The organism is Clostridium sp. (genome assembly GCF_021443865.1).
Lineage (GTDB): Bacteria > Bacillota > Clostridia > Clostridiales > Clostridiaceae > Clostridium.
The window spans coordinates 1-12,096 of record NZ_JABUTB010000062.1; the positions used below are offsets into that span (position 1 = coordinate 1).

Annotated in this window: 10 protein-coding genes; all 10 read left to right on the forward strand. The window is 28.9% G+C overall.

The genetic code is table 11. The features are described from left to right. Positions 1-134: 134 nt before the first annotated feature. The 10 genes from HUJ77_RS11215 (at position 135) to pgsA (ending at position 11,985) form a co-directional block, all read left to right on the forward strand. Positions 135-1,058, forward strand: coding sequence for a bifunctional riboflavin kinase/FAD synthetase (locus tag HUJ77_RS11215; RefSeq protein ID WP_291708671.1), 924 nt, complete (start codon positions 135-137; stop codon positions 1,056-1,058). Between the two features lie 129 nt (positions 1,059-1,187). Next, positions 1,188-1,451 (forward strand): 30S ribosomal protein S15, encoded by a 264-nt coding sequence (gene rpsO, locus HUJ77_RS11220; protein ID WP_291708672.1) that lies wholly within the window; start codon positions 1,188-1,190, stop codon positions 1,449-1,451. Positions 1,452-1,532: 81 nt separating this feature from the next. Beyond that, positions 1,533-3,641 (forward strand): polyribonucleotide nucleotidyltransferase, encoded by a 2,109-nt coding sequence (locus tag HUJ77_RS11225; protein WP_291708673.1) that lies wholly within the window; start codon positions 1,533-1,535, stop codon positions 3,639-3,641. A gap of 129 nt (positions 3,642-3,770) precedes the next feature. Then, positions 3,771-5,078: a pitrilysin family protein gene (locus HUJ77_RS11230; RefSeq protein ID WP_291708674.1), complete on the forward strand. Its 1,308-nt coding sequence runs from the start codon at positions 3,771-3,773 to the stop codon at positions 5,076-5,078. Between the two features lie 64 nt (positions 5,079-5,142). Beyond that, on the forward strand, positions 5,143-5,469 hold the full coding sequence (locus HUJ77_RS11235; protein WP_291708675.1) for a YlmC/YmxH family sporulation protein: 327 nt from the start codon (positions 5,143-5,145) through the stop codon (positions 5,467-5,469). Between the two features lie 18 nt (positions 5,470-5,487). Continuing rightward, positions 5,488-6,687 carry an aspartate kinase gene (dapG, locus tag HUJ77_RS11240; RefSeq protein WP_291708676.1) on the forward strand — a complete coding sequence of 400 codons (1,200 nt, stop codon included), beginning with the start codon at positions 5,488-5,490 and terminating at the stop codon, positions 6,685-6,687. Between the two features lie 47 nt (positions 6,688-6,734). Further along, positions 6,735-7,451 (forward strand): ATP-dependent Clp protease proteolytic subunit, encoded by a 717-nt coding sequence (locus HUJ77_RS11245; RefSeq protein ID WP_291708677.1) that lies wholly within the window; start codon positions 6,735-6,737, stop codon positions 7,449-7,451. A gap of 143 nt (positions 7,452-7,594) precedes the next feature. Next, positions 7,595-9,991 carry a DNA translocase FtsK gene (locus HUJ77_RS11250; RefSeq protein ID WP_291708678.1) on the forward strand — a complete coding sequence of 799 codons (2,397 nt, stop codon included), beginning with the start codon at positions 7,595-7,597 and terminating at the stop codon, positions 9,989-9,991. A gap of 82 nt (positions 9,992-10,073) precedes the next feature. Next, on the forward strand, positions 10,074-11,411 hold the full coding sequence (gene rimO, locus HUJ77_RS11255; protein ID WP_291708679.1) for a 30S ribosomal protein S12 methylthiotransferase RimO: 1,338 nt from the start codon (positions 10,074-10,076) through the stop codon (positions 11,409-11,411). Next, positions 11,395-11,985, forward strand: coding sequence for a CDP-diacylglycerol--glycerol-3-phosphate 3-phosphatidyltransferase (pgsA, locus tag HUJ77_RS11260; protein WP_291708680.1), 591 nt, complete (start codon positions 11,395-11,397; stop codon positions 11,983-11,985). Before rimO ends, pgsA begins: the two co-directional genes overlap by 17 nt. Positions 11,986-12,096 lie beyond the last annotated feature (111 nt).

Here is a 12,096-nt window from a genome sequence, read left to right on the forward strand (position 1 = left end):
TAATTAAATTGTATTAAAAAATAAATTACAGGGAGGTTAAAAATAAGATGAAAAAGGATAATACATAAGCAAGCTATGGTTTAAAATTTGAATAGAAACATAGAAAAATTGTTAATTAATTAGGGGAGCTGGATATGATAGTAATAGATGATATTATTATGGATAATAAGAAAAGTGACAACTATGTTGCATTAGGTAGCTTTGATGGCCTTCATTATGGACACTTATCCCTTGTAAGAAAAACAGTTGAATTAGCAAGGGAAAAGAATGGAAAGAGTATGGTTTTCACTTATAAAAATCATCCTAAAACAATAATTAAGCCTGACAGTGTACCTAAGATAATTATGGATTTAGATACAAAACTTGAATATTTAGAAGAAGAAAATGTTGACATAGTAATACTAAGAAGCTTTACAAAAGAGTTTATGTCTATGGAAGCTGAAGATTTTATTAAACTCCTTTGTGAAGATTATAATGTAAAAGGAATAGTTGTAGGATTTAATTTTAGATTTGGACATAAAAATCTTGGAGATGTAAATTTATTGAAAAATCTTCAAAATAAGTATGGATACGAACTATTTATTATGGAGCCATATACATATAAGGGCAATGCAATAAGCAGTACTAGAATAAGAGAGTGTATATTAGAAGGGGACGTAAAAGAAGCTACTAATATGCTATCAAAACCATATTTAATTAAAGGTAAAGTTGTCCATGGAAAACAACTTGGAAGAACCATAGGAGTTCCTACAGCAAACTTAGAATTTAACGATAAAATGGTTATTCCAGGAAAAGGAGTATACTATACTAATGTTAGATATAATGGCAAAGTCTTTAAAGGTATTACTTCTGTAGGGAATAATCCCACAGTAAATGGGAAAGAATTAACTATAGAAACCTTTATATTAAATTTTGATAAAATGATATATGGCGAAGAACTTAAAGTATATTTTATTGAAAGGATTAGAGGCGAAATAAAGTTCGATTCATTAGATGAACTTGTTGCACAAATAAAAAAAGATGAAGATTTTGCAAAGTCTAAAGATATAATAATTTAATTATTATAAATTTGTAATTTACAATAATAATATGATTTGTTATAATATCAAGGAAGAACCTAAACCTAAGATTTGAGGGTGCTATCTCTTTTCATGGATTTAGGGGATAATTATACGGAGGTGCGATTAATGGACGCAATAAAGAAGCAAGAAATTATTAAGGAACATGGAAGACACGAAGGAGATACTGGATCACCAGAAGTGCAAATAGCTTTATTAACAGAAAGAATTAATTCTTTAACTGGACATTTAAAGACTCATAAGAAAGACCACCACTCAAGAAGAGGTCTTTTAATGATGGTTGGTAGAAGAAGAGGTCTTCTTAACTACTTAGCTGATCAAGATATCGAAAGATACAGAGCTATAATCAAAAAATTAGGCTTAAGAAGATAGTCTTTAGAGCGGTTTTTAAGCCGCTCTATTATTTTAACATTTTTAAATGATAAGTGATGAACCTTGAAGGGAGGTTACAAAATGAACAATGTAATGAAAACAAATATAGCTGGTAGAGAGCTTAAATTAGAATTTGGTAAAATTGGAATGTTATCAAATATCGCAGCTTTTATTAGCTATGGAGACACAGTTATTTTAACTAACGTGAATGCTTCAGAAAAACCAAGAGATGGAATAGACTTTTTCCCATTAAGTGTAGAATATGAGGAAAGATTATATTCTGTTGGTAAAATCCCAGGTGGATTTATAAAAAGAGAAGGAAGACCTTCAGAAAATGCTATATTATTTGGGAGAGCAGTAGATAGACCTTTAAGACCTTTATTCCCAAAAGGATATAGAAATGATGTGCAAGTAGTTTGTACAGTAGTATCAGTTGAAAAGGATAATTTACCAGAAATTCTAGCAATTAATGCAGCGTCATTATCTTTATGTTTATCAAGCATACCTTTTACAACACCTGTTGCAGCAGTACAGGTAGGTCTAATCGATGGAAAATTCATTTTAAATCCAACATCTAAAGAAAGAGAAGAAAGTATTCTTCAATTAACTGTTTGTGCTACAAGCGAAAGAGTTATGATGATTGAAGCTGGTGGTAATGAAATACCAGAAGATATAATGCTTAATGCTATTAAGTTTGGATTTGATAGCTGTCAAGATATAATCAAATTCCAAGAAGAAGCAATGGCTAAGTTTGGTAAAGAAAAAATAACACCAGAATTGTATAAGCCTAGTAAAGAGTTAGAAGAAGAAATTAAAGAATTCGCTAGTCATATGATAAAAGAAGCTATGTGGATTTCTGATAAAGATGAAAGAAATGCTGCTATGGATACAGTAAATGAAAAAGTTTATGCAGAATTTGAGGAAAAGTATCCAGATAATCTAGGTGATATTAAAGAAATAATATATGGATTACAAAAAGAAGTTGTAAGAGATATGTTATTAAATCATCATAGAAGACCAGATGAAAGAGCATTTGATCAAGTTAGACCTATATCATGTGAAGTTGGAATTTTACCAAGAACTCATGGAACAGGATTATTTACTAGAGGATTAACTCAAGTTATGACTGTAGCTACTTTAGGTGCTGTTGGTGATATTCAAATCATAGATGGTATTGGAGAAGCAGAATCTAAGAGATATATGCATCACTATAATTTCCCAGGTTACTCAGTTGGTGAAGTTAAACCTTTAAGAGGTCCAGGAAGAAGAGAAATAGGTCATGGTGCTTTAGCAGAAAGAGCTTTAGAACCACTAATACCTTCAGAAGATGAATTCCCATACACAATAAGATTAGTTTCAGAAGTATTAAGCTCTAATGGTTCAACATCTCAAGCATCTGTATGTGGAAGTACTTTAGCATTATTAGATGCAGGGGTACCTTTAAAGAGACCTGCAGCAGGAATAGCAATGGGACTTATAACTTCAGAAGATTTATCAAGAGAAGAAGTATTAACAGATATCCAAGGTATTGAAGATTTCTTTGCAGATATGGACTTTAAAGTTGCTGGTACTGTAGAAGGTATTACATCAATACAAGTTGATACTAAAATAAAAGGATTAAGCTTTAAAGTTATAGAAGATGCTATAACTGGAGCAAGAAAAGCTAGATTAGAAATATTAGAAAAAATTAATGCTTGTATTCCAGAGCCAAGAAAAGAAGTTTCTGAATATGCACCTAAGACATCAATAATTACTGTAGATACAGAAAAGATAAGAGATATAATTGGTGCTGGTGGTAAAGTAATCAATAAGATAATAGAAGAAACTGGAGTTAAGATAGACATTAAAGAAGACGGAACAGTATTCGTATCTTCACCAGAACATGAAGGAGTTAAAAAAGCAATAGCAATTATTGAAGGATTAACTAAAGAAGTTAAAACTGGAGAAGTTTATTTAGGAAAGGTTACTAAAATAGCTGCCTTTGGAGCATTTGTAGAAATTCTTCCAAATAAAGAAGGATTATGTCATATATCTAAGCTAGATAAAGCAAGAGTTAATAAAGTAGAAGATGTTGTTTCAGTTGGTGACGAAATATTAGTTAAGGTAACTGAAATAGATAATCAAGGAAGAATTAATCTTTCAAGAAAAGATGCTTTAGTAGATAGTTCAGAAGAAGAAAAAACAGAATAATAAATGTTAGTAAAGGGCAATTTATTGCCTTTTTTTCTTTATATGATAAAATTTTAAATATAACTACATAACTATCTATTATATAAGAATAATACTAATATAATAGATTAAAGAATAGAAGGAGATAATATGTATAATATTTATAAATTAAAAAATGGCCTGAGGGTTGTTACTGAATACATAGATCATGTTAATTCAATTAGCGTTGGTGTTATGGTACAAAATGGTTCTAGAAATGAAGACTTATCAGTTAATGGAATTTCTCATTTTATAGAGCATATGTTTTTTAAAGGAACAGAAAAAAGAACTTCAAAGCAAATAGTTCAAGAAATAGAAAACGTAGGTGGTCAAATTAATGCATATACAAGTAAGGAAGCTACCTGCTACTATATAAAAGCTTTAAATACCCACTTAAATTTATCTGTAGAAATCCTAGCTGATATGATTATAAATTCTAAGTTTGATGATGAAGAAATAGCAAAGGAACAAGGAGTTGTTATAGAAGAAATTAATATGAGCGAGGACTCCCCAGAAGATGTATTAGATAATAATCAAGCTGAAGCTATATTTGGAAGTAATTCCTTATCATATCCTATATTAGGAACTATAGAAAATATAAAGTCTTTTAATAGTAAAAAAATAAAGAATTTTATAAAATCTCATTATACACCATATAATTCAGTAATTTCTGTATGCGGTAAATTCGATGCAAATGAATTAATAAAAATATTAGAAGATAACTTTGGAGAGTGGGATGGAGATAAGGATTATATTCCAACTTATGAAGCTCCTATCTTATTAAATGATAGTAAATATACTAATAAACAAATTGAGCAACTTCATATTAACTTATCTTTAAAGGGATTACCTTATGCACATGAAAAAGCATATTCTTTAGTATTGCTTAATAATGTTTTTGGTGGAGGCGCATCATCAATTTTATTTCAAAAAGTAAGAGAAGAATTAGGTCTTTGCTATACTATATATTCATATGGTCATCCATATTTAGGAGTTGGAATAAATAACATTTATACTGGAGTAAGTAAACAATCAGCAGAAAAGGCTTTAGATGTTATAAATAAGGAACTTAAAAAATTTGCTAATGAAGGTATTTCTAATGATTTAATAGAAATCAATAAAGAAAAAATCAAAGCAAACTATATATTAGGTCTTGAAAGCACCTCATCAAGAATGTTTTCTAATGCTAAAAATATGTTATTACAGAATAAAATTAGAACTCAAGAAGAAGTAATAAAAAGAATTAACAATATAAATAATGATGACATAAATTATGTATTAGATACATGCTTTAAACCAGGCATAATAAGTTCAGCTTATGTAGGTCAAGATATAGAATATGAAAAATTAAATGAAATTTTAGAGCCTAATATAAAAGCCTATGATAATTCTATAAATGAATCAGCTGTAAGACTTTAATTATATGTAATAATTAATAAATTTCTATCATAAGATTTACATAAGATGGTATGGAGGTGGTCTTATGTTTAAAGATGATAGAAAAAAAGATGGTTTTTATGAAGAAGAAATTAAAAGAGAATCAAGATATAGGCTTTTAAGTGACTTAGAAAGATATGAAATATTTAATACAGAAGAAGCAGAAAAATATGATACTCAACAAGCATTAGATTTTATTATTGATGAAAATGGGAATTTACAATTTATAGTGGCTGCTGTTGCTGGAAGTAAATTTGGATTTTTTGGTAGCAGGGAATATGTTGAAATTCCATGGAACTATATTACAAAGATTGGCACTAACGTAATTGTAGTTTCAGCTGATAAGAACAAAATTAAAAGAGCAAGAGCATAAACTTAGGGAGGTTATTGCTTGAGAATAATTATACAAAAGTTTGGAGGAACCTCGGTTTCTACAGAAGAGAGAAGAAGTAAAGTAGCTTTAAAAGTAAATGATGCAATAGAAAAAGGCTTTTCCCCTGTAGTTGTAGTATCAGCTATGGGAAGAAAGGGAGAACCTTATGCAACAGATACTTTGCTATCTTTAGTAGATAATGATTTTAAAAGAAATAACCTACAAGCTATTGATATGCTTATGTGCTGTGGAGAATTAATAAGTTCAGTTATAATGTGTAATACATTAACAAATGCTGGCATAGATGCAATTCCACTTACTGGTGGGCAGGCAGGTATCATAACTAATGAAAAATTTTCAGAAGCAGAATTAATTTGTACAGATGTAAAATATATTTTAAAAATAATAGAATCAGGTAAAGTTCCAGTAGTAACTGGATTTCAAGGAATAACAGAAGAGGGGCATTTTACCACTTTAGGTAGAGGAGGTAGTGATACATCTGCGTGTATATTAGGAGAAGCTTTAAAAGCAGAAAAAATAGAAATATATACAGATGTAGATGGTATTATGACTGCTGATCCAAGGATAGTAAAAGATGCAACTTTAATATCTTCTATAAGCTACAATGAAATTTTTCAACTAGCAGATCAAGGAGCAAAGGTTATACATCCTAGAGCTGTTGATTGTGCTAGAAAAGCTAATATACCTATATTAATAAAAAATACTTTGAATAACTGTAATGGGACTTTAATTAATAGCAATGGAAATAATAACAATAGAATAATTTCAGGTATAACTCATTTAAATAATAGAACGCAAGTTACAGTTAGGCTAAAGGATAATAGAAATAATGAAAAGTATAGATATTTATTAGATATATTAGCAAAGGAAAAAATAAGTTTAGACTTAATAAATATATTTCCTACTGAACAAATCTTCACTATTGATTCCAATAGAAAAGAAAAACTTCAGCAGGTCTTAAATAAAGCAAATATATTATGTAGTTTTACTGATAACTGTAGCACTATTGCAATGGTTGGAACTGGCATGAGGGGAGTTCCTGGAATAATGGCTAAGATAATGAATACCTTAGCACAAAATTCTATAGAAATTCTTCAAACAGCAGATTCTAATATGACAATATGGTGTTTAATTAAATCAGATTATGTGGATAGGGCATTAAATTTACTTCACAAAGCCTTTAATCTAAGTGAATAAAATAAAATCCTCTTGTACAAAATATTAATGTATAGGAGGATTTTATTATGTATGAATATAAAGAACTTAATAATATAGAAAAAGAAGAGGAAAAGCTTAATGAAGCAAAGGAAAAAAGAGAAGAAATTGTAGAATTTGGTACTTCTAATGGAACAGCTCAAGATGAAAGTATTCAAATTTTGCCAATCATAGGACAAATAGAGGGGCATCAAGTTTTACCAGCTCAAACTAAATCAACTAAATATGAGCATGTAATACCACAATTAATAGCAATGGAAAGAAATGATAAGGTAAAAGGAGTTTTAATAATTTTAAATACAGTAGGTGGAGATGTTGAAGCAGGCCTTGCAATTTCAGAAATGATAAATTCTTTGTCTAAGCCTACAGTTTCTATTGTTATTGGTGGAGGACACTCAATAGGAGTGCCACTTGCAACATCCTCTAGCTATTCTTTTATTACACCATCTGCTACAATGATAGTTCATCCCATTAGAATGAATGGATTTGTAATAGGAGTTGCTCAAACCTTCAATTATTTTCAAAAAATGCAAGAAAGAATTGATAATTTTATAGTTAGAACTTCCAAAATAAATAAAGAAGATTTAAAAGAGATGATGTTAAAATCTGATGAGTTACTTAATGATATGGGTACTATATTAATAGGAAAGCAAGCTGTAGAATGTGGTCTTATAGATGAAGAAGGTGGAATAAAAGATGCCTTATGTAAATTAAAAGATTTAATAAAGGAAAAAGAAAATAGTTAGGAATTATAAAAGTATAATTATAAATATCTTAAGCAGTTTAAATGACAGAAATTTTATTTAAATTGCTTTTTTTTTATTAATGTTTATAATAATATTATGTAAAGAATTGACTTACAAAAAGTGGGATAATGCGAGGTGATTCTGTGTCGAGAAGTAAGGTGAAAAAGAGTAGCAGTAAAAAGGGCACAAATAAAAAAAATAATACAAAAGAAAATGGAGATATTAAAGGTGTAATATATATAGCTTTAGGTATTTTGTTATCCATAGCCATATATACAACTTGGGCAGGAGCTTTATCAACATTATCTAGAGAAGTAATTTATAAGATGATAGGTGTTAGTGCTTTTATTCTTCCAATGTATTTAATATATTTTGGTTATTGTACTATAGTTTCAAATGGAAATATTAAAATAACAAGGAGAGTTTTTGGACTTACATTAATTATAATATCAATTACCTTAGGTTGTGCTACAGCTAGTATAAATATATTAGAAGAAAAAAAAGGCTTTTATGAAACATGGAAATTAATATTAGAAACACAAAGTATTCATGGAGGACTCTTAGGGCATACAATAACTTATCCTTTAGGAATGTTAATTGGATTTATAGGATCTTATATTTTATATTTAGCAATTATAGCAATTGGAATTATACTTATGTCTGATGTTACATTATACGATGTAGCTTTAATATTTAAGAGTAAATTTAGTAAAGAAGAAAATAATAAAGTGAATAAACCAAAAGACAATAATACTAAAGAAAAGGTACCATTAATCGAAGTTGTACCTAAAGAAGATGAAAAAGAAAGAGAAGAATTTATAAAGGGAATAAATAACAAAATAAAAATATTAGATTTTATGAAAAATTCTTCTTTAGAAGATAGTATGCTGGAAGCTTCTACTGATGACAACATTAAAGGAAACAATTTGAAAGAAGATAATCCTTTTAATATAGAAGTATTTAATGAAGAAAAACATGAAAATAACAGAGAAACTGTACATGAAGAGAAAAATAAGAAAAAAGAAAAATTAGATAACTCAGTAAAGGATGTAGTAAGTAAAGAAATAGAAGAAAGCTTAACTACAGAAAAAAAAGAAGAGAAAATTTATATTCATCCTTCAATAGACTTATTAAACATTAATAGTAAGACAAAATTGAAAAGTGAAGATAAAAAAGAGTTAATAGAAAATGCAGGGAAATTAAAAGAAATATTAAATGATTTTGGAGTAGAGGCTAATGTTGTTCAAGTAACTAAGGGACCATCTGTTACAAGATTTGAAATACAGCCAAGTCCTGGTGTTAAAGTTTCTAAAATTGTTAATTTGCAAGATGATATTGCTTTAGGATTAGCTGCAAGTGGGGTAAGAATGGAGGCTCCTATTCCAGGTAAAGCAGCTATAGGGATTGAGGTTCCAAATAATAAGCAAACAGCAGTTTTCTTAAGAGAAGTATTAGATTCGGAGGAGTTTAAAGCAAGTAAAAAGAAGTTAGCTTTTGCCTTAGGAAAAGATATATCAGGTAAATGTGTTGTTGGAGATTTAGCCACTATGCCACATACCTTAATTGCAGGGGCTACTGGTTCTGGTAAATCCGTATGTATAAATACCTTAATAGTAAGCTTGTTATATAAATATAGCCCAAAAGAAGTAAAATTATTAATGGTGGATCCTAAGGTTGTAGAACTTAGTGTTTATAATGGAATTCCACACCTTTTAATACCAGTTGTAACAGATCCTAAGAAGGCAGCAGCTGCTTTAAATTGGGCGGTTAATGAAATGAATAAGAGATATAAGCTTTTTGCAGAAGCATCTGTAAGAAATATAGAAAGCTATAATTCATTATTTGATAAAGGATTAATAGAAGAGAAATTACCATATACAGTAATAATTGTAGATGAGCTTGCAGATTTAATGATGGCATGCCCAAATGATGTTGAAGATTATATATGTAGGTTAGCACAAATGGCAAGAGCAGCAGGTATGCATTTAATAATAGCAACTCAAAGACCATCTGTAGATGTTATTACAGGAGTAATAAAAGCAAATATTCCATCAAGAATTTCATTTGCTGTTTCATCAGGCATAGATTCAAGGACAATACTAGATCAAACAGGGGCTGAAAAGTTACTTGGAAAAGGAGATATGCTTTATTATCCAATAGGAGAAAATAAACCTATAAGAGTTCAGGGTGCCTTTATATCTGAAGAGGAAGTAGAAAAGGTAGTTAATTTCATTAAGAATGAAGAAGAAGAAATTAAATACGAAGAATCAATTATAGAACATATTGAAAGTGAAAGTAAAGATGGAGGAAAGGTTTCAGAAGATAGTGATGGTGATGAACTTTTAAATGAAGCAATTAAAATAGTTATAGAATATAATCAAGCATCAACTTCGTTTCTTCAAAGAAAGCTTAGGATTGGATTCAATAGAGCTTCTAGAATAATGGATGAACTTGAAGAAAGAGGAATAATATCAGAAAAAGATGGAAGTAGACCTAGACAAATATTAGTAAGTAAAGAAGAATTAAATCTTGAAGAGTAAAAAAACTTGTAAATATTATTTATGTACATTAAAATAATATTTAGGAAAAATGAGTATACTTTAAAACTTAGGAGGAAAGACTTTGGAAAAATATAAAGTTGGTATGGTAAGTTTAGGTTGCGATAAGAATAGAGTAGATTCTGAACTTATTTTGGGAACCATAAATAAATTTTATGAAATAACAAATGACCCTAAAGAGGCTGAAATAATAATTGTAAATACATGTGGTTTTATAGAAAGCGCAAAACAAGAGTCAATTGATACTATACTTGAAATGGCTGAATATAAGCATAAATATAAATGTAAAATGTTAATTGCAACAGGATGTTTAACCCAAAGATATGGGGAGGAATTATTAGAATTAATGCCTGAAATAGATATACTTATGGGAGTTAATGATTATATGAAAATCCATAAGTTAATCCTAGATTTTATTAAGGGTGAAAGAAAAATATTTGCTGCAAATTATAGTGATGAGAATATTAATGATGGAATAAGATTGCTTACAACTGATAAACATACAGCTTATGTTAGAATAGCAGAAGGCTGTGATAATTATTGTACTTATTGTATAATTCCTAAAATAAGAGGTAAATTTAGAAGTAGATCAAAAGAGGCTATATTAGAAGAAGTAAATACCCTTGCTCAAAATGGTGTTAAGGAAATTATTTTAATAGCTCAAGATTTAACTTATTATGGAGTAGATTTATATAAAGAAAATAAGCTACATGAATTAATAAGTAGTATATCAGAGGTTAATGGAGTAGAGTGGATTAGACTTCTTTACTGCTATCCAGAAGAAATTACTGATGAGCTAATAAAAGAAATGGCTAATAATAAAAAGGTTGTTAAATACTTAGATTTACCAATTCAACATATTAGTAATAATATTTTAAAGAAGATGGCAAGGAGAACAAATAAGGAAACTATAATTGCTAAAATAGAAAAATTAAGAAGAGAAGTGCCAGGAATAGCATTAAGAACTTCTTTAATAGTTGGGTTTCCAGGTGAAACTGAAGAAGACTTTAATGAGTTATGTGAATTTTTACAAGAATATAAGTTAGAAAATGTTGGGGTATTTAAGTACTCTAAAGAAGAAGGTACTCCTGCTGCAAATATGTTAGATCAAATTGATGAAGATATAAAAGAGCGTAGACAAGACCAGCTTATGAGAGTTCAGAAAAAAGTAGTAGAGAATCTAAACAAATTGAAAATATCAAAAGTTTATGATACTATAATAGAAAGAGAAAAAGGTAATTTTTTCATTGGAAGAAGCTCAGAAATGGCACCTGAAATTGATGGAACAATATTAATAAAAAGTAAAGATAAATTACAAAAAGGCGATATGGTAAAAGTAATAATTACAGAAGCTTTAGAGTATGATTTAGTGGGAGAGATATATGATGAATTTAGCAAATAAGCTAACTATGTTAAGAATATTTTTAGTTCCTTTATTTTTAATTTTTATTGCAGTTAAAAATATCCCCTATGGAACTTTTATAGCAACTTTTATATTTATAATTGCTTCATTAACTGACCAATTAGATGGTTATATTGCTAGAAGTAGAAATCAAGTAACAAACTTTGGAAAGTTTATGGATCCTCTTGCAGATAAACTTTTAGTTACAGCTGCACTAATATCATTAGTAGAGCTTCAAGTTGTACCAGCATGGGCAACTGTAGTAATTATAGCTAGAGAGTTTGCAGTATCTGGTCTTAGAACCATAGCTGCATCAGAAGGAAAAGTTATAGCTGCAAGTATGTGGGGAAAAGTTAAGACAGTAACGCAAATTGCTGCAATAATAGTATTATTATTGCAAGTTAATATAGGATCATCAAAATATTTAATCTCTTTAGTGGAAAGCAGTACAATAATTAAGGAACTAATTACTTATGGGCCAAGAGTATTATTACTTTTAGCTGTAATAATGACATTAATATCAGGTTATGATTATTTCAAAAAGAATTTAAATATAATTAATTCTAATAAATAGTTTAAATTAATTAAAATAGGATATAATTTATAAGAGTTCCTGCTCAGAGAGCTGGAACTCTTACTACTAAAATAATAAATTAATTACAAACTATATTGACTATAGTCAATA

What these genes read in the sequence shown, in the direction of transcription:
- HUJ77_RS11215 (WP_291708671.1), top strand. Translation starts at nt 135, where the DNA reads ATGATAGTAATAGATGATATTATTATGGATAATAAGAAAAGTGACAAC.
- HUJ77_RS11245 (WP_291708677.1), top strand. Translation starts at nt 6,735, where the DNA reads ATGTATGAATATAAAGAACTTAATAATATAGAAAAAGAAGAGGAAAAG.
- HUJ77_RS11235 (WP_291708675.1), top strand. Translation starts at nt 5,143, where the DNA reads ATGTTTAAAGATGATAGAAAAAAAGATGGTTTTTATGAAGAAGAAATT.
- rpsO (WP_291708672.1), top strand. Translation starts at nt 1,188, where the DNA reads ATGGACGCAATAAAGAAGCAAGAAATTATTAAGGAACATGGAAGACAC.
- pgsA (WP_291708680.1), top strand. Translation starts at nt 11,395, where the DNA reads ATGAATTTAGCAAATAAGCTAACTATGTTAAGAATATTTTTAGTTCCT.
- HUJ77_RS11230 (WP_291708674.1), top strand. Translation starts at nt 3,771, where the DNA reads ATGTATAATATTTATAAATTAAAAAATGGCCTGAGGGTTGTTACTGAA.
- HUJ77_RS11225 (WP_291708673.1), top strand. Translation starts at nt 1,533, where the DNA reads ATGAACAATGTAATGAAAACAAATATAGCTGGTAGAGAGCTTAAATTA.